The sequence below is a fragment of the Dysgonomonas sp. Marseille-Q5470 genome (assembly GCF_951230145.1).
In the GTDB taxonomy this organism is placed as follows: domain Bacteria; phylum Bacteroidota; class Bacteroidia; order Bacteroidales; family Dysgonomonadaceae; genus Dysgonomonas.
On record NZ_CATNVE010000002.1, the window covers coordinates 240,580 to 266,039 of the forward strand.

Consider the following 25,460-nt stretch of genomic DNA (forward strand, 5'->3'; position numbering starts at 1 on the left):
TCAATAATTCCTGAAATGGACTATTATAGGCAAACCCAATTAAAAGATTACAATTCATTAAAAACAGAAGCTCAAGCAAAGATTTTTTGCAAGCCCACTACAATCGAAGAGCTTCGCAAGTGTTTATCTGATTACCCGGACGAAAAAAAGCTGATAATAGGTGGCGGTTGCAACCTGTTTTTTACCAAAGACTTTGATGGACTGGTGATTTATCCCCATATCAAAGGGCTTCGTGAAATATCAGACGATGATGACGAAGACGATGATGTGTTTCTGGAAGTCAATGCTTCCGAAAACTGGGATGAACTCGTCGCTTATTGTGTTGAACGTGGTTTCGTGGGGCTCGAAAATCTTTCGCTGATTCCCGGTACAGTAGGTGCAGCACCTATACAAAACATAGGGGCTTATGGGGCTGAAGTAAAAGATGTGATACGTGAAGTTGTTGCAATAGATATGGAAACAGGGAAGATTGTTTCGTTTTCGAACGCGGAATGTGAGTTCGGATATCGTGACAGTATCTTCAAAAGGACAAATAAATATTTGATCGTATCCGTTGTTATCCATCTGAAACGTTCTTTCGTTTACACTCCCAAATATGCAGACCTGAATAAAGAACTGGAGGAAATAGAAGAACCTACAGTTGAGGATGTACGCAATGCTGTTATACGTGTCCGTCAAAGAAAATTACCGGATGAAAGGGTATTGCCAAACGCCGGAAGTTTCTTTAAGAATCCGTATATAACAAAAGAGGCTGCGGATAAGATTTTACTGGAATATCCGACTCTGCCTGTTTTTCCGTATAAAGACGGGTTGGTAAAAACATCAGCCGCATTTCTTATCGATAAAGCAGGATATAAAGGAAAAAGATTAGGCGATGTAGGGACATATCCTAATCAGCCGCTTATTATAGTCAATTATGGCACAACCGATGGAAACGACATCGTCAGTTTTATGAAAGAAGTGCAGGGGGCAGTGAACGATAAATTTGGTATCGAGCTTGAACCCGAAGTTAGAATTTATTAAAAAATTATATTAGCTAAAAACATGGCATCATTTATAATAGAGGGAGGTTGTCGCTTGAGTGGAGAAATTATTCCACAAGGAGCAAAGAATGAAGCGTTACAGGTTATTTGTGCGACATTACTTACCGCAGAGGAAGTTATTATAGAAAATATTCCGGATATTCTGGATGTAAACAACCTGATACGTCTATTGAGCGACATGGGTGTCGAAACCAAAAGGGTGGCAGAAGATACCTGGTCATTCAAGGCCGAAAATGTAAATATAGACTATTTGCAAACACCGGAGTTCTTGAAGAGAAGTGCCTCTTTACGTGGCTCGGTGATGATCATAGGTCCTCTTGTAGCTCGTTTTGGCAGGGCTATTCTGCCTAAGCCGGGAGGAGACAAAATCGGTCGTCGTCGTCTCGATACTCACTTTGTCGGGATACAAAAACTAGGCGCTGAGTTTAATTACAACGATGCAGAACAGATATATAATATATCAGCCGAAAAGCTGAAAGGTACATATATGCTTCTCGATGAGGCTTCTGTTACCGGTACAGCCAATATTGTTATGGCTGCGGTATTAGCCGAAGGAGAAACTACAATCTACAATGCAGCCTGCGAACCATATATACAACAACTTTGCCGTTTGCTTACCAAGATGGGGGCCAAGATAGATGGGCAGGGATCTAACCTATTGCGTATCGAAGGTGTAACATCTTTAGGTGCTGCAAAGCATCGTATATTGCCCGATATGATCGAGATCGGTAGTTTTATAGGTATGGCAGCTATCACAGGATCGGAAGTTACAATAAAAGATGTAGCCTACGATGATTTGGGTATCATCCCCGATACATTCAGCCGTTTGGGTATCCAATTGGAGCGCAGAGGAGATGATATATATATCCCTGCACAGAAAGAATATACTATAGATACATTTATCGACGGGTCGATTCTTACTATTGCCGATGCTCCATGGCCGGGGTTGACTCCCGACCTAATCAGTGTGCTTCTTGTTGTGGCTACTCAGGCTAAGGGGAGTGTCTTAATACATCAGAAAATGTTTGAGAGCCGTTTGTTCTTTGTGGATAAACTTATCGATATGGGAGCACAGATAATACTTTGCGATCCGCACCGTGCAACGGTAATCGGTACAGGAAAACGTCCTATGCGTGCCACAACGATGACTTCACCGGACATCCGTGCCGGTATAGCTTTGCTTATTGCCGCTATGTGTGCCGATGGAAAAAGTACGATACACAATATAGAGCAGATAGACCGTGGATATCAGAACATCGACGTGCGTCTTAATCAGCTGGGTGCTAATATTATGAGATTGGACTAGAATTGATATTAACTTTAAATAATTGATACCTAACTAAACAAGTACACATTCTTTTGTTTCTGAAGGATGGGAAGTGTCTTAATTTTTTTTTACACTATGACAGAAAATGAAAAGTATCTCTATGATCATTTCCTTATTAGTATAAAATCAGGATTTGAATCTTTAGAAGATATTATTACAGAGGCTATTGAAGCTGTAGAAGATGAAGGCTGGGAAAGCGAAATCTCTGAAGAGTGGATTCGGGATATTTTTGGCAAGGAGTATGCGAAAAATGAATCTGAAAGTAAAACATGGCAACGCCCTACTGACACGGATAAGCTGCATACCGTTTTCGATAATCTTTGTAAAGAGAAAATTGTAGCGTTGCACAATGCCGGATATACACAATCTGAAGCTATATATGATGTGCAGGATGTATGGCAAGACCTGGAAGATAATGGGGTAAAACCTATTGGATATTGTTATTATCACGGGCAGGATTTGGAACGTGTAATACAAACCGGAGTGCTAAGTATCGGATTCTATGGAGAAAAAGAGAAGAATGACAAGGAAGCTATATTGATAGGTAACAAAATTGTCGCCCAACTCAAGAATCAGGGCTTTACTGTGGAATGGGATGGCTCTGCATCGAAGCGTATCGAAGTTGTCGACTTTAAATGGCAAAATAGATTCACATCCGATGATGAAGTTGCCGAAAAATGGGGATATGATAGAGTCCTCGATTTGATGGAAGAATAAAGAGAAGCGGCTGTAATGAAAAGGGGTTGTCATCCTTTCCATTACAGCCGCTTAATTCTATACTTTTACTTTGCTCTTTCGTATTGAAGAGGCCATTTTAGATCATCTCCCAAGGATTTTGCAGCATGAAGCGCAAAATAAGGGTCTCTTAATAATTCTCTGCCGATAAAAATAAGATCGGCCTCCTCCTTTTGTAAAATCTCCTCTGCCTGATCGGCTTCAGTAATAAGCCCTACAGCTCCTGTAAGTATTCCTGTCCGACTTTTTATTTCTTTGGCAAAAGGTACTTGATAATTTTTTCCTACAGGTATTTTTACGTGCGGTAGATTACCTCCGGATGATACATCGATAACATCTACTCCTTTATCTTTCAATAACGATGCTAATTGTGTAGACTCTTCCGGATTCCAACCATTGTCTACCCAGTCGGTAGCTGATATCCTTACCCATAACGAGTGGTCTTCATCCAATAATGACCGTACAGCATCCACTATTTTAATCAATAACCGGATTCTATTCTCAAATGTACCACCATATTGATCTTTTCTTTTGTTGGTAAGAGGAGATAAGAACTGATGGATAAGGTATCCATGAGCCGCATGTATCTCTATTATCTTATATCCCGCTATTATCGAACGTTGCGCAGCGAGAGCGAAATCATATATGATTTTTTCTATCTCAACCTCTGTTAATTCTGCCGGAGTATTATCTGTCTCATAAAAAGAGATAGGGGAGGGTGCTACAGTCTGCCAACTATTTTCACCTTCTTTTATTTGCTCTCCACCTTTCCATCCCAATTCGCAGCTTGCTTTACGCCCGGCATGAGCTAATTGTATTCCCGGTATAGAGCTGTTTTCTTCGATTGCTGCTACTATTTCCTTGAGTTTTGATATATGCTCGTCTTTCCATATACCCAAATCTCCATACGAAATTCGACCTTCGGGACAAATGGCAGTTGCTTCCTGTATAACAACTGCTACACCGCCTACGGCTCTACTGGCATAATGGACAAAGTGCCAATCGGTAGCGAAACCGTCATGCGCCGAATATTGACACATGGGAGACATGATAATCCTATTTTTGAGAGTAAGATTACGTATGGATAAATTACTAAATAGCTTAGACATATATTATTTGTTTATTATTCCAGTCCTAATGTTTTTATGCTTAGATCTATTTCTCTCGGATCTCCGGTATGCTTTCCTGCTACATCCGAAAGTTTTACGGCTTTCATGAAGTTCGCATCTTTCTTATGTAGTTTTACATCCGTTAGTTTGATAACGATATTCAACGCTTTAGATCCTACATCGTTCGAAAAGAATGTGCCGATACCATACGTGTCGTGTATACGTCCGGCAACATGATCTTTTATTTCCTTAACTGTATCTAGGTTTAGCGAGTCGCTGAATACTAATGTTTTGGAAGTGGCATCTATGCGGTTTTGTTGATAAAAAGAGATCGCCTTGTCTGCAAAAACAAGAGGATCTCCGCTATCGTGGCGTACTCCGTCAAATAGTTTAGCCTGTTTGAGGCTGAACGAGTTGAAAAAAGAATCGGTAGTGTATGTATCTGTCAATGCAATACCCAGACTGCCGTCGTAGACTTCTACCCACGCTTCCAATCCCTTGATATTTGCCGATCGATAACCGAATATTGCGCCATGAAACATAAACCATTCGTGCGGCATTGTACCAATCGGAATCGTATTGTGTTTCATCGCAAAATATACATTGCTCGTCCCTTTGAAGTACTTTCCCGAATGAGCCTGAAGCGCTCCTATAACTTTATCTTCTACGTCGAAAGAAAAACGCCTGCGAGTACCAAATTCAGAATAATCGGCCTCCATTTCTTTCAGGGCTTTTGCTTTTATGATTGCATTTTCTTCTACATTTTGCGGGGTAGCTCCTGTCATCTGGAAATAAAGCTCGGAGATAATTGCCAGCAGCGGAACTTCCCAAAGTACAGTTCTGTACCAATAGCCCTCTATTACCACGCTTAGGTCTCCTCCTTCTTGAGTGATGGTTACTTCCTCAGGTTTATATCTGAATCCTTCAAGAAAGTCTACAAATACAGGATCGAAGAAATAACATTTGGCCTTTATAAATTTTTTCTCTTCGGCGGTTAATTGCAAGTTAGCCATAGATGCTACTTCTTCTTTCATCCGTTCGGCGAATCCTTCAGGAAATTGAGTCTTCCCTCGGTTCGTGAAAGCATATTTGACGTATGCCCACGGATATAGCTTTTGGATAGCTAGCATGACAGAAAATTTGTACAGATCGTTGTCTGTAAAATGTTTTATTATCATAATTCTGTGGTGGTGTTAAATTGTATAATTGACAAATATACCTTTTTATATAACAAATAAAGAACACCGATGTTGTAGAGTTCTGCAACATCGGCTTATTTTTAGTTTTTCTTGTTTCGGTTTTAAAGAAAAGATATGTTATTCCAGCTTGTGGATAACAAGTCCTGACCGTAGTTTAGGTTCAAACCATGTTGTTTTTGGTGGCATGATGTTGCCCGAGTCGGCAATGTCCATCAGTTGCTTCATGGTGACAGGGTATAAGGCCAATGCCAACTTCATCTCACTGCTATCTACACGTTTTTTCAGTTCGTCCAATCCTCTAATTCCTCCTACGAAATCGATACGCTGATCGGAACGCAAATCCTTTATGCCTAAAATTTCGTCCAATATATACTTCGAAGATATCGTCACATCCAAGACGCCTATAGGGTCGTTGTCGTCGTAAGTATCTTCTTTTGCAGTCAGGCTATAGCATTTGCCGTCAAGATAAATCGAGAAATTATGTAAAGCGGTGGGCTTTTCAATGTCAGAACCTTTTTCTTCTACAATAAAATGTGCTTCCAGTTTTTTGAGAAATTCGGAAACACTCAATCCATTCAGATCTTTTACCAAACGGTTGTAGTCTATTATATTGAGTTGGTTGTCAGGAAAGCAAACAGCCATAAAGTAGTTATACTCTTCGTCTCCCCTATGGTGAGGGTTTAGTCTCGCTTTTTCTGCTCCTACCAATGCTGCTGCTGCCGAGCGATGGTGTCCGTCGGCGATATACAGGTAAGGTATAGTTGCAAATATATCCGTTATTTGTTGTATATCCTCTTGATCTTTTATTACCCAGAAATGATGCCCTACACCGTCTGTTGCTTCAAAGTCATATTCGGCCGGAGTAGATATTGTGTTTGTTATTATTTTATCCAAGTCTTTATTATCAGGATAGGCAAAAAATACAGGTTCTATATTCGCATTGTTCACACGTACATGCTTCATGCGGTCTTCTTCCTTATCTCTGCGTGTGAGTTCGTGCTTTTTTATCTTTCCATTCATGTAATCATCTACATGAGAGCATACTACCAACCCATATTGAGTTTTTCCATTCATGGTTTGCGCATATACATAGTAGTACTCTTCAGTATCTTGCTCCAACCAACCCTTTTCCTGAAACTTGTTGAAATTCTGTACTGCACGTTGATATACATCGGGGTGATGTTCGTCGATTGTTTCTTCAAAATCTATCTCCGGCTTTATGATGCGGTAAAGAGATTTTTCGTTTCCTTCTGCTTCGAGTCGAGCTTCCAGAGAGCTTAAAACGTCGTAGGGGCGTGAGGCAATTTGCTCAACAATACTTTTGGGTGGTCTTATTCCTTTAAACGGTTTTATTAGGGCCATGCTGTTTAAATTGAATGGATTATAAGGTTAAAAATCAATTAAGGCAATGCAATCTTATCTTACTTTTTGCTATATGCAAATATATAAAAACAATAGCTAAAAGTATCATAATATGTAAAAAATACAAATACCCTTGATACAAAAAGCATTTTGCTAGATTCTTGAAATTAAAATCAATAAAAGTCATTCTTAATCACAGTATTTCATATATAATTAGTAATTTTGAAGTCCAAAAATTAATATTGAAGAGTTCTTAATTCCCTAATTTAATATATAAAATGAAGAAATATAATTTTAGTGCAGGGCCATCAATCCTTCCCCAACAAACAATGGAGGAGACAGCAAAAGCTATTCTGGATTTTAATGGTTCTTCTTTTTCTTTAATGGAGGTAAGCCACAGGAGCAAGGATTTTCAGGCTGTAATGGACGAAACAGTTGAACTGTTTAAAGAATTATTAGAAATTCCGTCGGGCTACTCGGTGCTTTTCCTTGGAGGAGGTGCAAGTTTGCAATTTTGCATGGTACCTTTTAATTTACTAGAAAGAAAAGCGGCATATTTGAATACGGGGACGTGGGCAAGTAAAGCTCAGAAAGAAGCTAAACTGTTTGGTGAAGTAGTTGAAGTGGCATCATCTAAGGCTGCTAACTATACTTATATCCCAAAAGATTATACAATTCCTACCGATGCGGATTATTTCCACATCACTACCAATAATACGATTTTCGGAACAGAGATACATACCGATCTCGATTCTCCGGTGCCGTTGGTTGCAGATATGTCGTCAGACATTTTCTCTCGTCCGGTAGATATATCAAAATATGCTTTGATATATGGTGGTGCTCAGAAAAATCTGGCTCCATCGGGAGTGACTTTCGTTATCGTAAAAGATGAAATATTAGGAAAGGTAAATCGCCCTATCCCAACAATGTTGGATTATCGTACGCATATCGAAAACGGTTCGATGTTCAATACACCTCCTGTTGTTCCTGTATACGCTGCAATGCAAACATTGAGATGGTTGAAAGCGAATGGAGGTCTTGATGCAATGTATAAACGCAACAAAGAAAAGGCTGCATTACTATATAACGAAATCGATCGCAGCTCCGTGTTTAAAGGTACATGTCAGGTTGAAGACCGTTCGTTGATGAATGTATGTTTTGTGATGACTTCCGAATATGAAGGAAATGAAGCAGCATTCTTAGAATTTGCGAAAGAACGTGGATTGTGTGAACTAAAAGGACACCGCTCTGTTGGTGGTTTCCGTGCATCTATTTACAATGCTATGCCTATCGAAGGTGTTCAGGCATTGGTAGATGCAATGAAAGAATTTGAAAAGAAAATAGCTAAATAATGAAAGTACTTATTGCTACAGACAAACCATTTGCTGCTGAGGCTGTAACTGGAATCAGAGAAGTTGTAGAGAAAGCCGGATTTGAATTGGTTTTGCTCGAAAAGTACACAGAGAAGAAACAATTGCTAGATGCGGTAGCTGATGTTGATGCTGCAATTATTCGTAGCGATATCTTTGATAAGGAAGTATTGGATGCTGCTAAGAATCTAAAGATTGTTGTACGTGCAGGAGCCGGTTATGATAATATTGATTTGGAAGCCGCTACAGCAAACAATATATGTGTGATGAATACTCCGGGTCAGAATGCAAACGCTGTTGCAGAGTTGGTGTTTGGTCTTGCTGTATATGCCATCCGTAATTTCTTTAAAGGTACGTCGGGAACAGAGCTTCTAGGTAAAAAGCTCGGAATCCATGCTTATGGAAATGTAGGACGCAATGTTGCTCGTATAGCCAAAGGCTTTGGTATGGAAGTTTATGCTTTCGATCCGTTCTTGTCTAAAGAAGCTATCGAAAAAGAAGGCGTAAAAGCTGTTGGTTCTGCTGAAGAATTATACACTACATGTCAGTACGTATCTTTGCATATGCCTGCTACAGAAGAAACTGCTAATTCTATCAACTATGCGTTGATTAGCAAAATGCCTAAAAATGCATTGCTGCTTAATACTGCTCGTAAAGAAGTAGTAGATGAAGCTTCGATAGTGAAGGTAATGGAAGAACGTAAAGATTTCAAATATGTAACAGACGTACTTCCCGGCAATCATGCTGAAATGACAGAAAAATTTGCAGGAAGATATTTCTCTACACCTAAAAAATCGGGTGCGCAAACCGAAGAGGCAAATATCAATGCCGGTATTGCTGCAGCCAATCAAATAGTAGACTTCATTAAGAACGGTAATGAACGTTTCAGAGTAAATGGAAAGTAAGATAACACCTATCTAACTATACTTTTTTTGAAAGGGATACTCGCATAGAGTATCCCTTTCTTATTATTTAGATATATTTGTTTTTACTGAATTTATCTTACTTAAGGAATATAAAACATTTACAGTCATATGTCATTGGCTCTGCTTCGCTCTGCCGAACATTTTTTTCTGAGAGTAGCGAAGGAATATTTATTCCCAAGCCTCAATACTTTCAAGAGAACTAGACTGTAATATTCTTTCAGAGAATGAGGACAAGATATTCTTCATGACAATTATTATCAATATCTTTGCTTTCATGCATATCGTCAGCTGTTCCCGAGAATAAGAGACAACGTCATTTTATAGCGGTAACGATCAAGTTAGTGACAAATCAACAATCTAAGTGGATAGTGAAGTGAAAAATTAGAAAGTATAAAAAATATATAACTAATATGGGAACCTGGGGAGTTGCAATATCATCAAATGATACTTATGCAGACATTTACAGTGAGTTTTTTGATTTATACAATGATGGGCTTGAAGTCGCTGAAATATCAGTAAAACTAATCAGAGAAAACCAAGAAATAATTGATGATCTTGAAGAGAGTAATAATTTTTGGTTTGCATTAGCCAAAGCCCAATGGGAATGTAAGCAACTAGAGAAAGATTTGTTTCTCCGAATAAGAAAAATAATAGAATCAGGCAATGATCTTGAAGTCTGGAGGCGGCTTGAGGCTCCTGAAAAAGAGATTAAGAAGCGAAAGGATATTCTTCAAAGATTTCTTTTAAACCTTCAAGAAGAGCGACCTAAAGCGAAAGCAAGGAAAAAGAAAATAATTCGGCAGCCTGCTTTTGAAAAAGGCGATTGTTTGGTTTTCAAACTCGAAAATGGAAATTACGGAGGAGCAGTTGTCTTGGAAGCAGTCCATGATACAGAATATGGGTACAATCTTATTGCAAGTACAAGGATTAATCAAGAAAATAAGCCTACTAAGAATGATTTCGAAAATGCAGAAATATTAATCATCAACTATGCAGAATGGGATAATAAACCGAATATTCATTGGTATTCACCAGTTCGACACAAAAATATTATAGAATTAGTTGAGAAGATAGGCGTCATGGAAATTTGTCATAAATATAGTATAGATCGAGATTTATATGGGCATATGGGCGATTTTGGTATTTGGTTTATTGGAGTTGCAAATCAACAATTTGAATCAGAGAAAACAAAACTGCGTCCGACTAAAAGGCTAACAATAAAAGAAATGACAAAAAGGAAATGGAAAATAAGGTAAAACACGAAGTGCTAGTCACTAATTAACAATCCTTTCTCCCTGTGTTACTTTTTGAATCGTTGACAGTTAATCCCCGCAATACCCACTACAAGCAACCATGAAACGTTAGGTAAAACGTTAAAAAAACAATTTAGATTTGTCTTAGAATTCTTTTTGTGAAAATATATTTCTCATGACCGCGTGTGTAAAGTTCTGCGAAAAGGAATAAAGACTTGATAATTAGCCTGTCATGTTTCCAGTTTGAGGAAGCAATATTCTAAGCAGAAATGAGTTATATTTGTAAACTGTAACAACTTATTGTAATAACCTGAAAAAAGCTTGAAAAGATCTATATCTTACATATTTAGTATCCTTATTCTTTTATTGTCTGCATATTCTTGTAAACAAGTAAAACTGGAAGATGCAGACCGTAAGTTTGCACAAGGTGAATACTTTGTTGCGGCAGATATGTATCGCAAGATATACCGCAGTATCCCTATAAAGAAGAGAGAGTTGAGAGGGGAAGTCGCTTTGCGTATGGCGGAGAGTTACAGGTTGATAAACAACCCTCTACGAGCGAATGCGGCGTATGCGAATGCTGTTAGATATAAGGTGAACGACAGTACTTTGAATCTGCAATATGCGAGATCGTTGCAGAAGGTGGGAGATTATAAGCAAGCTGCTCGTTACTACGCTGATTTCTTAAAGCTTTTCCCTGATAATAAATTTGCTCTTAACGGGCTGGAAGGTACAAAGGTAGCTCCAGAGTGGAAAGCTAATCCGACATTATATACAGTGAAGAGGATGGATTTGTTTAATTCCAATCGAGGAGAGTTTAGTCCGATGTTGCTTCCTCCCGATTACGATCAGTTGTACTTTACATCTAACCGAGAAGGTGTTATAGGAGATACGATAAGCAATATTACAGGATCTAAGCTCAATGATATATTCATGTCTCGTAAAGACGAGAGTGGAAACTGGATGAAACCTGAACACTTGGATTCACCGATAAATACATCATCAGACGAAGGCACAACATCATTTTCGGCTACAGGCTCGGCAATGTATTTTACACAAACAAAACTCGATTCGGTAAATACTTCCTTTCCATCTATATATGTCTCATACCGTTCGTCGGGGTCATGGGGAAAGGGTACGAAAATAGAAATAAACAAGCGTGATACAACCAGTGTTTATGCCCATCCGGCGATAACTCCCTCGGGTGACTATATTTATTTTGTGTCCGACATGCCTGGAGGCTATGGCGGTAAAGATATTTGGCGGGCAAGTATGGTTGGCGATCTGGTCGAATTTGTTGAGAACTTAGGGCCCGATATCAATACGGCAGGAGACGAAATGTTTCCATATATGCGAAACGACTCTACCCTCTATTTTTCTTCGGACGGACATGTAGGGATGGGTGGTCTGGATATATATAAGGCTGAATATAATAAAAAGTCTAAAGGCTGGAAGGTAGAGAATATGAAGTTCCCTATAAACTCTCAGGCAGATGATTTTGGTATAACGTTCGAAGGAAACAAAGAAAGTGGATTCTTTAGCTCCAACCGTGGTGACGGCAAAGGATTTGATCATATATATTCTTTTGCATATCCGGTAATTACAACTGTAGCTGAAGGATATATTGTGGATACAGACGATGAGTTTGTAACCAATGCCACTATACGTGTGGTAGGACGTGATGGAACGAATATGAGGTTTCCCGGAAAGAACGACGGGACTTACAAAATGGACGTAAAGCAAGGGGTAGACTATGTGTTTCTGGCAAGTGCCAAAGACCATCTGAATACACGTATGTCTCTCAAAACTATAACGATGGAGAAGGATTCGACCTATCTGTTAGATTTTATTCTTACCCCGATCAATAAGCCGGTGGTATTGGAAAATATATTCTATGAGTTCGACAAAGCAACCTTGCTTCCCGAATCAAAAAAAGAATTGGACGGTTTAATCGACTTGCTTAATACCAATCCGAATGTGACAATCGAACTTTCGGCTCATGCCGACAGAAAAGGGTCGGACGAATATAATATCAAACTCTCGCAACGCAGGGCTGAATCAGTGGTCAATTACCTGATAGCGGGAGGAATATCTAAAGATCGATTGACGGCTGTGGGCAAAGGCAAAAGTGAGCCCAAGACGGTTACCAAAGCTATCGTAAAGAGGTATGACTTTTTGAAAGAAGGTGATATACTGAATGAGGAGTTTATTGAAGGGCTCACACCAGAGCAACAGGAAATGGCTGATCAGGTAAACCGCCGGACAGAGTTTAAGGTATTAAGTATTACATATAATCTTGAGTAGTATGTTAAGACTGACTTTATTTATAATATCTGCAATAATCTCTTTTACTGCCATAGAGGCACAGGAGTTGAATGCAAAGCTCACTATAAACAGCAGTAAAGTTCCTGCGGCAAACCAAAACCTGTTTTCGGCAATGGAGAGCTCACTCAATCAGTTGTTGAATGATCAGGTATGGACAAATACCTCGTTCAACAGAAATGAGCGTATTGATTGCTCTGTGAATATTTCGATAAGTGAAATGACTTCGGATAATAGTTTTGTTGCAGAAATGCAGGTTACTTCACGCCGTCCTGTATATAATTCGACATATATAACTACTCTGATCAACTATAGAGATACTAAGTTTGAGTTTAATTATACACCGGGGGAATCTCTCGACTTGAGTAATATTACACTTTCTAATAATTTGGTGGCAGTAATATCCTTTTATGCCTATGTTGTGATAGGGCTTGATTTTGATTCCTTTTCCTTAAATGGTGGTGCTCCGTATTTTGCAAGGGCGATGGAAATAGCTAATATGGCTCAATCATTGAACACAAAAGGGTGGGAGCCTTTCTCCGGCAAAAATGACAACAGGTATGATCTTGCTGTAGCTCTTACCGATGAGAGCTCTAAAGCCTTTCATTCTTTCTGGTACAATTATCATCGCAATGGGTTGGACGAAATGGCAGCCAATGCTTCACGTGGAAGAATACGTATTATAGAAGCAATGGCAGACTTGCAGAAATTGTATGATTCACGTCCTTCTTCTCCATTGTTATTAATTATCGGAGAAACCAAACTGGATGAAATAGTCCGTATCTGTTCTCAGGCTACAGCCGAAGAGAAGCAAGCTGTAAAAAAGCAGATAAACCAGATATTTCCTACGAAGGGTTATCTTATAAATAACCTAAAATAAATGTTTTACAAAACTATGCTAAAAATATATATCTTACTATTCTCTTTTATAATTGCTTGCGTATCCGCTTCGGCTAATATGGCCTCTCCGTGGATAGGTGGCAATCCGATGAGTGAAGCTTATTCGAGCAAGGATATAGATATTCTGCATGAGTCTTTACATGTTCGTATTATTGATTTTTATACAGCTAAGTATACGGTAATCTATACGGTTAAACTAGATAGAGTAGGGAAGCAGATTCCTCTTGTGTTTGATACAATGACTGATGTGTCGGAAGGTGATGGCTTTCGTGTATGGGTAGATGATAAAGAAGTTGCGATATCAAAGATACCTTCTTCATACGAAGATAAGGCGGCTCTTTCGTGGATAGATTCTTTGGATAATCATCTCTTGTACTCGCAGGAGAATGTTCCGAATTTGATCGGACTGAAATATTTTGAAGTTGATCTTTCAGAGGGAGAGCATGCTATCAGGGTGGAGTATACAGTGCGTGCGAATGTGTATGTAGGTAATCCTGTCAGAGAGTTTACTTTGAGGTACAATCTTGCGCCGGCTCGTTTTTGGCGTACATTCGGAGGACTGGATATTGAGATAGATATAACAGGACTGGACGGCACATTCGAAACGAATTTGCCTGCTGAAAAAACGAGTCTTACCGATGCTGTAACACACTTGCATTTTTCGGACATACCATCAGATGAATTTGTTATAACTTACACACCTCAAGTAGGATGGTTTGCTAATATCTTTGTGGCAATTGGGCATTGGTTAGTGCTTGCTTTTATTCTAGTACTCGGTGTTGTACATGTTTATCTTACACTGAGATATCGGATCAGGAAGCCGACGAAACGTTTTTCCCCTGTCGTAATAGTTGGAGGTATTTTAGCACCTATTCTTTATTTGTGTTTATATGTGTGGTCATATTCTTTAATAGATGTGGTGATAGGAGAATATGCTTCGGGAAGGCATGGGTATGTATTCCTTATCTTTTTGCTATATCCTGTTGTTATGCCAATCTATTTGCTACTGATTTGGATGATTGATAAGATGAAGAAGGATAAAATAAAAAAGGATGTCTCTATTTAAGAAACATCCTTCTATCTTCAATCTTGTTTTTCTCATTTGCTAGCCATGTACTTGCCTTGCTGATCGTTGATAGTAGTATTTAATATTGTCAAATACTTTCTATACTGTTTTTCAGACAAAACTGATCTTACATTAGCCAAGTTAAAGAATAGCGCTTTTTCTGCTGCTTCTTTATCATTGTCGATCAGTGCGCTTTTTAGTTTTTCAGTAGAATCATAGAAGATAGCTCTCATATATTCTTTCTGATTGGAAGTTGCATTAACATATTCTGCAACAGTTTCGAATGTTGATTTGTTGTTCAATACCCAAAGAACATCATAATCGTTTTGCGCGTAAGAGCTGGCACCTAATCCAAGCACAGCTACAACTAAAATTAATAACCTTTTCATAACCAATTTTTTAAATAAACAATCTTTACTTTAATAACCTAAACCTATAAGACAAAAAAAGACAGAGAGTACCTGTTATTTATCATGGTACTCTCTGTTTAATTATCTTGTATAGTAATAACCTAAAACTCTTTGCAAAGATAAAATGTATTTATTGAAAAGTAAAATATTTTAACACAAAAATGTCATATTAATGTTCAATGTGATATATATAAAACCTATAAGTGTTCTTTTTGATATATAGATATGGCAAACTTAAATAAAAAAGAGGTTGCTTTTGCCAAACAACCTCTCCCTTAAGATATATCAGTTTATTTATTTATCGTCTGTCTCTGGCCGAATACGAGATAGCAGAGGTACTTTTAGCTTTCTTTGTTTTCGGTGTTTTATAATTGCTCTTTTTTGTGTTTTTTGTATTGCCTGTTTGAATTTGATTGATCGAGTCGTTCACTATCCATAGTTCTTTATCAAACTCCTTCAATTCGCCCTCTATTTTGTTTTGAGCCTCTTTTAATGTCTCTGGAGTCGTATATATCTGGTTGAGGAACTTATTTTCCATATTGGTAGTCTTGTATATTTCTCCTTCATACAAGCGCATACGGAAGTAATCGTCAATGGTTTTATTCATTACGTTGTTCTTGTCCGAAGCCATAATAGGCATACGAGCGGCATAAGGGCGTATGTTTTCGTATGGTATCCAAAACTGAGGTTCTTTTAAGCCTTGATTTGTAGATGTTCCGAAGTCTATACCATCAACGTATTGCTGACGAAACAGTACCGGGCAAATAGCCACTATTTTTACGCCTAGCACAGAATTAGACTGATCGAAGTACCAAGCTTCTTTGATATAATATCCCAAAGCTTCGTTGCTGGGAATGCTAAACTCATCATAAGAATAGGTATTACCGTTTTTTTGATAAGGTATCTCTAATCTCTCGAGTACGTCTCCAAAATTGATTTTCAGATTATCCACAAAAAGGTCAGTGCCATTATTCCAATCATAAGCAACAAGGTTTCCATCGCCCATTAGCTTGAAGATCATTGTATAGAAGTTCATTTGATTGCCAATAGGCTGTACCGGATAATACAGGGCAGCATTCTTTCCCTTTGTAAGGTCTAAAAAACGATACACCTCTCTGATCCATGTAGCATTCGATAAATCCTGTGTCTGTGTGTCGTTCATCATTTCTGCACGCACAGACAATTGGGGTACTTTTGGCCCGTTGTTGTTTTGCTGGGTATTACCCTGTTGTTGCTGTTGTCTTTTGGCTATTCTGTCTCGAAGCGATTCGGGTTGTTCTTGTGCATGCAACACAGAGATAAAGCTCAATCCGCAAATAACGACAGCCAATATTTTATATATCTTATTCATTTTCTTTACTTCTTAGATTTTGCAAATCCTACCTGAGTTCTTACACATCTAAATCCGATATACGAGCGTGGCTGATTTTGGAACTCACCTTCGCGCATGTCTCCTCTGATGTTTCTCCCTATATCTTTCCATGATCCACCTTTTACTACTTTCTTCTTTATAGCATATGGGTCTTCTTTGGCAGCATCGTATTTGTATTGAGGATTCATATCATTCATCATTGCTGTACCCGATTCGGTATAAGCCGTAGAAGTCCATTCGGAAACGTTACCGGCTAAATCATATATACCAAAACGATTTGGTACATAAGACGCTACCCGAGCAGGGATAAGGTTTCCGTCTTTCGTATAGTTCCCTTCTCCGGGCTTGAAGTTTGCCATAAAGCAAGCCTTCTCGTCCATCGTACCTTCTTTATCCCACGGATATTTATTTTCGGTCTTACCATTACGTGCGGCAAACTCCCATTCTCCTTCTGTGGGCAATCGGAAGTTTTCGATCGGACGTCCATTTTTAGGTTGTCCCATTTTGTAGAACATGGTTCTCCATTCACAGAAAGCAGTAGCTTGTTCCCAAGTTACACCTACAACCGGATAATCGTTATACCCCGAGTGAGAAAAATACATCCGCATATATGGCTCATTGTAAGCATTGTTGAAATCATTTACCCAAACAGTAGTATCGGGATAAACGTTTACAATCTTGGTATGTACAAAATCGAATAATGAGCTCAAAGGACGAACTATTGTTTGGTTTACAGGACGTCCTTCTTCATTGATATAAGCAGTATCTTTTGATATCATTACTACTTGATTGACATCTATTGCAATATCTGTATTGAGGGTTCGTTCCTGAGGTATCAAACGGTTTCTACGTTTTGCTGCTTCGGTATAATCGAACCATTCATATTTGAAATTCATCTGACGAGGGTCTAATCCTCTAACTCCTGTTATGGGATGTATAAAAGTTACACTGTTTATTGCCAGCTCCTCTTCTTCCAAGGGACGTTTTGGTATCGGTCTCCTCCAATCGAGGTAAGGTTTTACTGGGTCACCGTATCTGTCTTCTGTGATTTTGAATGCTTCGTTTCCTCCGTAGGCAGGGTCGGCCAGTCGTTCACGGATAATTGAATCGCGTACCCAATATACAAATTGGCGATATTTGGAATTGGTGACTTCTGTCTCGTCCATCCAAAAATTATCTACCGAAACTCCTTTCGGATTGGCTTTTATATCCCATAGGGAATCGTTCTCGGCCGGTCCCATTTCTATAGAACCTCTCGATACCAATACCATTCCGTAAGGTGTAGGTTCGGCCCACGACGATCCCTTTTCGCCAACTACTTCACCGCCGATGCTTGATCCTACCGATTTACCACAAGATGTAAACAGGATGAGTGAAGTTATAATTGCAAAACACAAATGTTTCATATTTCTTTTATGATCTGATTCTGTCAGTCAACTTTTTTATTTATTCTACTTGTAAGTTTGTATACTCGTCTTTTTTATAATTATAATATCCTTATACTTTTGCCCGAATGCCTGTCTTTTCGCTTCTCTAACGGCATACTATAGCGTATAAACAATTCATGGCTTCCATGACTGACCTTCGATATCTCTGATGTTGAAAGGTCGTATGAATAGCCTGCATCTATATTTTTTATTTTCACACCAAGCAAAAATACAAAACCGTCCCCTTTTCTCCAAGATATTCCTCCATTGAACATCTTTTTATATTCGGCTTTAGCTGTAACTTCCAATTGATAGGTGACAGCATCAGATTTAAAGAGAGCAGATGGTTGCAATTCTATCAACGGATTTCCCAGCTTTATATTGTATCCTCCTGTCAGATAATAGATACGAGAAATAAAAGAGGTGGTTTGTTCATCTATATCAAACTTGGGCTGCATCAGGTGCGTTATAGAAGCTCCCAAGTAATAAGTAGGAGTGATCCACGATACACCCACACCCATATCAAACTTCTTTTCACCTATAGCTGTGGTTGGGTTTGTAGGGTCTGTTTCTCCTTCAGATCCGTTTCCTGTTCCTTCTTCTCCGCTTGGTATATTCTGTATTCCGGAAGCGTCGAAGTCTATATTCATCATCCCCCCTTGTAAACCTACTCTCAGGTATCTGTTTTTCTTAAACTTAAACCGATAAGCGTATTGCAGCATAGTGGAGGTATTCGTAAATAATCCGAATTTATCAGTTATAACCATCGCACCCACTCCATGCTCCTTGCCCAGAAAGTTCATAGGCATATTCAATGAAACCAACGATGTTACCGGAGCTCTGTCTATACCTGTCCACTGACGGCGATGTAGCAAAGAGCTTTCTATAACATTTCTTTCTCCAACAAACGCAGGATTATAAAAGTTCTTCATATTCCAATATTGGCTGATCTGGGAATCCCACTGACCATATACAACACCCGAACCTAGAGTGAAAAACAGAAAGAATAATGTTATATAGTTAAGTTTCATTCACAAATGTCAGTGATAATGGAGTGCAAAGTAAGTACATTTTATTTTAATTAACGGCCGAAAGCCTTGTAAATTGTGTGTTTAGCTATAATTTGTATTTTAAATGTTCACTTGGTAAAAATTATTTCAATTCCAAAAAGTAACAAAAGTAACAGTTTTTCGGTATGTTTTTATTGTTACTTTATTTTGATCCAAAATAAGAATACCCTACTAATAGATATTTTTTTCATAAAGGTATAAAAAAACAGGCATGGGTTGATTATGCCTGTTTTATATATATCTTAAACGTATTTATTTTGTTTCACTATCCCATATCAAAGCAAGCTTGAAGTTGTAAGTATTGGGTAGAACAGGAGTATCAGGAGAACCATCTGATGTTTGAATATAAAAGGTAACAGAAGGATTAGTTCCGTTTCCATAGAATATGTCGAAACCTATATACTCGGTATACGGAGTAGCTAAGTCTTTATATGCTTGTACGAAAGGTAAGTTTTTTTGTACTTCATAGATACTCCCATCCGGAGCTTCTTCATTTACAAAGACAGTTGCAGCAATTGTGCCAAATTCATACAATCTCTCATCTATCTCTTTTACGCTTATAGTTGCTTCATAGCGATTGTAAACGTCATTCCATCCCCATTGATTTTTTTCTACCTTAAAGTCTCTTGTTTTAACTTCCGAACCTACATAATATTGTTCGGTAATATCGTCTCCACAACCCGTTAATCCGGTAATGCCAAATACTGTCAAAAGAGAGATAACTAAATACTTGTATAGCCTTGTTCTCATATAATAGTTTTTTTATGATTGTTAAAAATACAAATTCTATTTTAATTAAACAATAAAAGCACCCCTTTTGTTAATATCCGCTAATGGATATTATTTTTTTTAACGCATCATCTTCACTTGTTTCAGATAAGTTGATCCAGTGAATTTCTTTATCTCTCTTGAACCATGTGATTTGTTTGCGAGAATAAATGCGTGTGCTTTGTTTTATCTTTTCGATAGCAAAATCAAGAGACCATTCGCCATCCAGATATTTGAACAACTCTTTATATCCGACCGTATTTAATGCATTGAGGTGTCGTTGTGGATAAAAACGTTCGACTTCTTCTAGTAGCCCCGAAGAAATCATTTCATCTACACGATTGTTTATCCTTTCGTACAATTCGGCTCTGTCGCGTGTCAATCCTATTTTTATAATTTCGAATGGACGTTCTTTTTTTGTTTGTGTTCTGAATGATGAATAAGGCTTGCCCGTCATCAGGCAAACTTCCAAAGCGTGAATCACACGCTTATAATTCTTTAGGTCTACTTCATTATAAAAATTAGGGTCTAGTGTTTTCAGTTGTGCCCGTATCGGTTCCAGTCCTTCTCGTTCGTACAATTCATAGACTTCTTTGCGGAGGCTCTCGTCTATTGTGGGTACATCGTCGATGCCATTGCAGAGAGCATCGATATACATCATAGAACCACCAGTGGCTATAAGTACATCGTGCGATTTATGAAGATCTTCTATTATATTCAGGGCATCACGCTCAAATTCGCTGGCACTATAGTAGTCGGTAACATCAAGCATACCAACAAGGTGATGTAGAACACGTTCTTTTTGAGCTGTAGTCGGCGCAGCTGTGCCGACTTCAAGTCCTTTGAAAAATTGTCGGGAATCGGCTGATATGATAGGCGACTGATAGTGCTCAGCCAAGTTGAGACTTAGTGCTGTTTTCCCCACTCCTGTGGGGCCAAGCAGTACTATCAGGCGTTTCATTAATATTCTTCGTCGCTAGGCAACTGAACATCGTCTAATCCGTCAAAGCCTTCGGCATCCAGTTCGTCCATGTCGTATCCTTCGTCGCCATAGAAAGTCTCACCCGTATCCAACGATGTAGAACTTGCTGCAATTGTTTCGAAGTCAACAAACTGAGTAGGAGGGTTTCCTGTAGATTTAGTGCATACGGCTTGTTCGAGGTTTTTTCCTGTAATGATTTCTCGTAGTTCCATAAAGAATGCACGCTCTGTCATATAATCAAATACGTACATCAATTTTTGTCTTTCATCTTCCAGAAAATCGTTCAGGATAGATTCTTCCATTGTATACGAATCTTCGTCCGAACTTGTATCCATTTCCACAAGGGTGATTTCTTGTTCTTTTTCCCAGTCGTCAGAGCAGATAAAGAATGAAGTCATCTCACCGTCTTTATAATCTACCGACTTAATAATTGCCTGATGCAGATCAAGAAAAGTATTATCTGCATCTATTTGAATCTCACGCTTGAAGTCTTCAACTTCATCTGATAAAAGTAAAAAACGGAATATCATTTTAATTTATGCTTATTTATTTCTGCTTCAAAAATAATAATTTTTTACAACATTTCTGCAAAATAAATGCAGGGATAGGAAAGTAGAATTACTTTATAACTTTCATTCATTTTTTATCAAAACTTTCCGCTTGTCCACTATCCTCGGAATTTCGTTTTCATAATGAGTGACATAGATTAGCGACTTGTTTGAATCACAATACCTTTCAAGGATTTCTTTTACTCTTCTTTTATTAATAATATCCAGTCCATGAAGCGGTTCGTCGAGTATAAGGAGATCGGGATTTTTTACGAACACCCGGGCTAACAATATAAGGCGTTGCTCTCCCGAAGACACGTTCAGAAAAGATACATCTTTGAGATGTTCCACTCTGAAAAGCTTCATCCATTCTAGAGCCACGACCTCTTGTTCTGTGTCGCACTTTCTGTATAAACCGATAGTGTCGAAAAAGCCTGATCCAACAACATCGAGACATCTCACATTCTTTAGATAGTAAAGATGCATCTCGGGAGATATGTATCCAATCCGCTTTTTTATATCCCAGATGCTTTCACCTGTGCCCCTTTTACGGTCAAATAACGTTATGTCATTTGCATAGGCTTGCGGATTATCACCGCATATCAAGCTCAATAGGGTTGATTTGCCCGCCCCATTGGCTCCAAGCAGAGCCCATTTTTCACCTCGTTTGATTTCCCAATCCAGATCTTTTAATATTGTTCGTTGTCCGTATCGGATATGAATGTTTTTTAGAATAGCGGCATTCTCATAAGTCTTGGTCTCTTCATCGTTAGATGTTTGCTTAAGTGTCTCAAGTCCTTCGATACCGACAGAGGGGAATAATGAAGTTACAAACTCCTTATCTTCCTCAAAAGCCATGCGAGACATCGGTTGATGTATCTGTTTGTCTTTAATCGGCAGAATATGGGTAACCATATCCGGTATATCGTTAGGGTTGGATAAGATCAATACAATCTGTAGATTATCGAGTTCGGATAAACGGGTGAGCAGGTCATTCAAAACTTTTCGGGATGACGTATCGAGTCCGATAAACGGGTTGTCGAGTATCAAGATGCGAGGTCTCGATAAAAGAGAGCGCACAATCAAAAATTTGCGAAGCTCACCACTCGATAGAAGATTAACCTCTTTATTCATCAGATCTTCTATTCTGAACCACTCTACCAATGTATTCAACCATATTTGATCGGCATTCTGTACCAAATCTTTTGTTAGAGGTACTTCTTGCTCATCTCCCTTATTCCACCGTTGTTGGTAGTAGCTATTCTGTGTATCAATAATGCTATATATATCCCTGAAAGCAACACTTTTTACAACAGATGATACAGATAGATTTGCCCCTGATTCATCAGCACAAATAAGTTCACCCTCTTTAAGTGCATATTTACCCAATAATATATCTACCAAGAGCGTTTTACCTCCGCCATTTGGACCAATAACCGCCCAGTGTCCGTTTTCTTTAATCATCCAGTTTACGGGATGATTAAATCTTAAACTATCAATGCGAGGAGTTGCTCCTTTTATTTCAATTATAATCTTTTTATCCATAAGTAAGAACTAAGTTACAAAGATAATGAAAGTCGTATGTCGGTGCTTGCAGTATTCCGGAATAAAGAATTAATATCAAGCATTTTATTCAAAAAAGAGAGGGAATTTATCTCATTTTTTACATTTCATAAATCTTTTCTTAAAATATTTCCTATAATATAAGAAATATATTAAATTTGTCAATTGATACAAACAAAATAGGTATTTACCTTAACACCAAGTATATCATTATGAAACTAAGACTTCTACTGTCATTTATGCTTTTAGGGCTATTTGTATTTCCCGTAAAAGCTCAAAATGCAACTAACACATCTACGTCGAATGATCCGGCTGTGCAATTAATCAGTGATGATCGTGTAACAATATTGAGGGGAGATACTCCGGGACAAACTGTAGTATTGTCAAATGCTGCTACCAATAGGAGAAAGTATTTTGGTTGTCCGGACAGTATACCATCACTGTGTGCGCCAGTAAAAGATGCTCCTCCGATAGAGGCGGAGACCAGACCTATCAAAAATCCCGACCCGGTTGTAGCACCTGTGAAAAAAGATCCTTTCTTTTTGCCTAACCCTGTCTTTTTCCGTATAAATAAATATGTGATAGATGCATCCGAATGGTCTAAAATTGAGTTGGCTGTGAATTATTTGAACGAGCATCCCGGTTCGACTGTTGTCGTAACAGGATATGCAGATATGAAAACAGGTACTGCTAAAATAAATATGAAGCTATCGGAACAACGTTCTAATGAAGTGGCAAAAGCTTTGGAAACAAAATATGGTATTGCCAAAAATAGAATATCAGTGAACTGGAAAGGTGATGGATTGCAGCCGTTCGAACTCGAAAACGATAAAAACCGTGCTGTGTTATTCTTGATAAATCCGTAGATAAAATATAAAACATGAAAAATAAGCGAAAACTTAGTTTCCGCTTATTTTTTTATATATTGATCCTGAATAAACCTCAATTGTTTTTCCAACATAGAAACCCGGGTCATCTCGTATCCTGCTTTCTGTGCTTCTATTATCGGTCGTGTATAAATATAGTCGATTTCTAAAGGACGATGAGCATCAAAATCAAGTTTCATACTTGGTGAATACGGTCTCATTTGTTGCGTCATAACCAGCATCTCATCGGCATAAGATTCTGGTATGGTAAATCTTCCTTGTCCTACCTGATTAGCACCACGTATCACGTCGAGCATCATCTCTTTCAATAGCTGTGCAGTTGATGGATGATCCATCAGAATATCTGTTTCTGTATTTAAGACAACGGTCATGCCATTATACGGAATGTTCCAAACAAGCTTCATCCACCGTGCTAATTCAAGTTCCAGAATATTTGATTCTATTCCTGCTCGTTTGAAATCGGAGCACACCTTTTTCAACACTTTAGAATTGCGACAAGAGTAAGATCCTAAATTGAGTTTTCCATAATCAAAATGCCCTATATGCCCGCTCCCGATCTTACTAGAGCAGATAAAAGCCAAGCCACCTGCAATTTGTAGTTCAGGAAAAGCTTCTTGTAGATCAGCTTCCAATCCCAATCCATTTTGTATCAATATTACTACTGTGTCTTGATGTAAGAGGGGAGGGAGCAGCTCTTTTAAGAGGTTGTTGTTTGTTGATTTCAATGCAACCAGAACAACATCACACGCAGGCATGTCTTTCGTATTGCTATAAGCCGGAACATCCGATAAGTGAAAGTTTCCGTTAGTAGAATCAATCTGTAGCCCATGATTCTTTACATAGTCATAATTTGAATGAAACAAGAAGTGTACTTCGTGTCCACAGTGAGCTAAGTTTCCGCCATAATATCCGCCTATAGCTCCGGTTCCTATTACTGCATATTTTAGAGACATATATTACTTTTTTATTATAAAGGTATAATTTTATGCTTCTCCATTTACTGCGATGTCGTATAATTTATTCTTTGTTATATTTACTTTAATAGACCAATAATATTCTCCACCGTCATTTACCGTTATCACAGCATCGTTTAGATAAGCTGTATTTATAAAACGGTCATTTTTATATAGAAAGTTAATCCAAACGATTTTGTCTCCATTTTTATTGATATATCCTACATATTGCCTTAAATAACGATTTAGGTTCTTTGTTATAAAGTCTGAATGGGCAGGTTCTTTTCTCTTTATATACACAATGCTGTCTGTCAATATTTTCTCAGTATATCTTACATCATCTAGTGTTGGGGTGTAACGCTCTTTTTGTTCATCAAAATTATGCCAAGTAGATGATTCTTTATCTATTATCCCACCATGAATAATCTTTCTCTCATTCATATAAATTACTTCAAGGTAGTTTTTATCTGCTAGTATTTGATAATCAAATGTTTTATTTTTTATCTCTGTTTGTTGTGTATTCCTATGAGGAGTACCTAAAAAGCCAATAACAATGATATTACATTCTCCCAAAATTCCGTTATAAAATGATATATCGACTATATTGTCTGCAATACAAATAGTGTCAACGAGTTTTTTTGTTTTGGCTATTATGATATCGTTCTTCTGCGAGTTTAGTCCGGTTTTACTTAACCATTGTATGGTAATATCTTCATTGTTTATTTCTTTAATTACGGTGGGACAACTTCTTGTTGATGGTATGCATCCATGGACGCAAGTGATGCTAAATAAGATTAGAAAATATTTTGTCATAATATTAGGCCTTATATCATGCAATATTACAAAAAAAGCGACTACCTCATGGTAG

Annotated in this window: 23 protein-coding genes; 10 read left to right on the forward strand and 13 right to left on the reverse strand. The window is 38.2% G+C overall.

Annotation, left to right across the window (positions count from 1 at the left end; translation table 11 throughout):
- Window positions 1–15: 15 nt before the first annotated feature.
- The 3 genes from murB (at window position 16) to QOX35_RS04340 (ending at window position 3,087) form a co-directional block, all read left to right on the forward strand.
- Window positions 16–1,023 carry a UDP-N-acetylmuramate dehydrogenase gene (gene murB, locus QOX35_RS04330; protein ID WP_283685919.1) on the forward strand — a complete coding sequence of 336 codons (1,008 nt, stop codon included), beginning with the start codon at window positions 16–18 and terminating at the stop codon, window positions 1,021–1,023.
- Window positions 1,024–1,044: 21 nt separating this feature from the next.
- Complete coding sequence (gene murA / locus QOX35_RS04335) at window positions 1,045–2,349, forward strand: UDP-N-acetylglucosamine 1-carboxyvinyltransferase (protein WP_135104865.1); 1,305 nt, start codon at window positions 1,045–1,047, stop codon at window positions 2,347–2,349.
- A gap of 96 nt (window positions 2,350–2,445) precedes the next feature.
- On the forward strand, window positions 2,446–3,087 hold the full coding sequence (locus QOX35_RS04340; RefSeq protein ID WP_252638651.1) for a DUF6891 domain-containing protein: 642 nt from the start codon (window positions 2,446–2,448) through the stop codon (window positions 3,085–3,087).
- Window positions 3,088–3,152: 65 nt separating this feature from the next.
- On the opposite strand, the gene QOX35_RS04345 is transcribed toward QOX35_RS04340, so the two are convergent.
- From QOX35_RS04345 to QOX35_RS04355, 3 genes are all read right to left on the reverse strand, one after another.
- Window positions 3,153–4,214, reverse strand: a complete 1,062-nt coding sequence (locus QOX35_RS04345; RefSeq protein WP_283685920.1) for an NADH:flavin oxidoreductase/NADH oxidase — start codon at window positions 4,212–4,214, stop codon at window positions 3,153–3,155.
- Window positions 4,215–4,228: 14 nt separating this feature from the next.
- The gene (gene pncB, locus QOX35_RS04350) at window positions 4,229–5,392 is read right to left on the reverse strand and encodes a nicotinate phosphoribosyltransferase (protein WP_135104868.1); all 1,164 of its coding nucleotides are present in this window, start codon (window positions 5,390–5,392) and stop codon (window positions 4,229–4,231) included.
- A gap of 138 nt (window positions 5,393–5,530) precedes the next feature.
- Complete coding sequence (locus QOX35_RS04355) at window positions 5,531–6,775, reverse strand: DUF1015 domain-containing protein (protein ID WP_283685921.1); 1,245 nt, start codon at window positions 6,773–6,775, stop codon at window positions 5,531–5,533.
- A gap of 278 nt (window positions 6,776–7,053) precedes the next feature.
- Between QOX35_RS04355 and serC the strand changes: the two genes are divergently transcribed.
- The 6 genes from serC (at window position 7,054) to QOX35_RS04385 (ending at window position 14,612) form a co-directional block, all read left to right on the forward strand.
- Window positions 7,054–8,127 (forward strand): 3-phosphoserine/phosphohydroxythreonine transaminase, encoded by a 1,074-nt coding sequence (serC, locus tag QOX35_RS04360; RefSeq protein ID WP_135104870.1) that lies wholly within the window; start codon window positions 7,054–7,056, stop codon window positions 8,125–8,127.
- Window positions 8,127–9,050, forward strand: coding sequence for an NAD(P)-dependent oxidoreductase (locus tag QOX35_RS04365; protein ID WP_283685922.1), 924 nt, complete (start codon window positions 8,127–8,129; stop codon window positions 9,048–9,050). The genes serC and QOX35_RS04365 overlap by 1 nt, the downstream gene beginning before the upstream one ends.
- A gap of 431 nt (window positions 9,051–9,481) precedes the next feature.
- Entirely contained in the window at window positions 9,482–10,327 is an 846-nt protein-coding gene (locus QOX35_RS04370; protein WP_283685923.1) for a hypothetical protein, read from the forward strand.
- A 318-nt stretch (window positions 10,328–10,645) separates the two neighbouring features.
- A complete protein-coding gene (gene porE, locus QOX35_RS04375) occupies window positions 10,646–12,628 on the forward strand; it encodes a PorE family type IX secretion system protein (RefSeq protein WP_283685924.1) in 1,983 nt (660 codons plus the stop codon).
- Window position 12,629: 1 nt separating this feature from the next.
- A complete protein-coding gene (porD, locus tag QOX35_RS04380; protein WP_283685925.1) occupies window positions 12,630–13,526 on the forward strand; it encodes a type IX secretion system protein PorD in 897 nt (298 codons plus the stop codon).
- 15 nt (window positions 13,527–13,541) lie between these two features.
- Window positions 13,542–14,612, forward strand: coding sequence for a hypothetical protein (locus QOX35_RS04385; protein WP_283685926.1), 1,071 nt, complete (start codon window positions 13,542–13,544; stop codon window positions 14,610–14,612).
- 32 nt (window positions 14,613–14,644) lie between these two features.
- On the opposite strand, the gene QOX35_RS04390 is transcribed toward QOX35_RS04385, so the two are convergent.
- The 8 genes from QOX35_RS04390 to QOX35_RS04425 all read right to left on the reverse strand — a co-directional run bounded on the left by QOX35_RS04390 (window position 14,645) and on the right by QOX35_RS04425 (window position 22,734).
- On the reverse strand, window positions 14,645–15,001 hold the full coding sequence (locus QOX35_RS04390; protein WP_135104876.1) for a hypothetical protein: 357 nt from the start codon (window positions 14,999–15,001) through the stop codon (window positions 14,645–14,647).
- Between the two features lie 319 nt (window positions 15,002–15,320).
- Window positions 15,321–16,373: a type IX secretion system ring subunit PorN/GldN gene (gene porN / locus QOX35_RS04395; RefSeq protein ID WP_283685927.1), complete on the reverse strand. Its 1,053-nt coding sequence runs from the start codon at window positions 16,371–16,373 to the stop codon at window positions 15,321–15,323.
- 5 nt (window positions 16,374–16,378) lie between these two features.
- A complete protein-coding gene (porK, locus tag QOX35_RS04400; protein ID WP_283685928.1) occupies window positions 16,379–17,800 on the reverse strand; it encodes a T9SS ring complex lipoprotein PorK/GldK in 1,422 nt (473 codons plus the stop codon).
- Between the two features lie 80 nt (window positions 17,801–17,880).
- On the reverse strand, window positions 17,881–18,852 hold the full coding sequence (locus QOX35_RS04405) for a PorP/SprF family type IX secretion system membrane protein (protein WP_283685929.1): 972 nt from the start codon (window positions 18,850–18,852) through the stop codon (window positions 17,881–17,883).
- Between the two features lie 291 nt (window positions 18,853–19,143).
- Complete coding sequence (locus QOX35_RS04410; RefSeq protein ID WP_283685930.1) at window positions 19,144–19,641, reverse strand: hypothetical protein; 498 nt, start codon at window positions 19,639–19,641, stop codon at window positions 19,144–19,146.
- 70 nt (window positions 19,642–19,711) lie between these two features.
- A complete protein-coding gene (gene miaA, locus QOX35_RS04415; protein WP_283685931.1) occupies window positions 19,712–20,620 on the reverse strand; it encodes a tRNA (adenosine(37)-N6)-dimethylallyltransferase MiaA in 909 nt (302 codons plus the stop codon).
- Window positions 20,620–21,171 (reverse strand): IS1096 element passenger TnpR family protein, encoded by a 552-nt coding sequence (locus QOX35_RS04420; RefSeq protein ID WP_252636998.1) that lies wholly within the window; start codon window positions 21,169–21,171, stop codon window positions 20,620–20,622. The genes miaA and QOX35_RS04420 overlap by 1 nt, the downstream gene beginning before the upstream one ends.
- A gap of 102 nt (window positions 21,172–21,273) precedes the next feature.
- Window positions 21,274–22,734, reverse strand: a complete 1,461-nt coding sequence (locus QOX35_RS04425; RefSeq protein ID WP_283685932.1) for an ATP-binding cassette domain-containing protein — start codon at window positions 22,732–22,734, stop codon at window positions 21,274–21,276.
- Window positions 22,735–22,964: 230 nt separating this feature from the next.
- Between QOX35_RS04425 and QOX35_RS04430 the strand changes: the two genes are divergently transcribed.
- Window positions 22,965–23,618 (forward strand): OmpA family protein, encoded by a 654-nt coding sequence (locus tag QOX35_RS04430; RefSeq protein WP_283685933.1) that lies wholly within the window; start codon window positions 22,965–22,967, stop codon window positions 23,616–23,618.
- A gap of 44 nt (window positions 23,619–23,662) precedes the next feature.
- Here the strand turns inward: QOX35_RS04430 and QOX35_RS04435 are convergent, their stop codons facing one another.
- Together QOX35_RS04435 and QOX35_RS04440 are read right to left on the reverse strand one after the other, a co-directional pair.
- Window positions 23,663–24,592 (reverse strand): putative 2-dehydropantoate 2-reductase, encoded by a 930-nt coding sequence (locus QOX35_RS04435; RefSeq protein WP_283685934.1) that lies wholly within the window; start codon window positions 24,590–24,592, stop codon window positions 23,663–23,665.
- 30 nt (window positions 24,593–24,622) lie between these two features.
- Window positions 24,623–25,405: a hypothetical protein gene (locus tag QOX35_RS04440; RefSeq protein WP_283685935.1), complete on the reverse strand. Its 783-nt coding sequence runs from the start codon at window positions 25,403–25,405 to the stop codon at window positions 24,623–24,625.
- Between the last annotated feature and the right edge of the window lie 55 nt (window positions 25,406–25,460).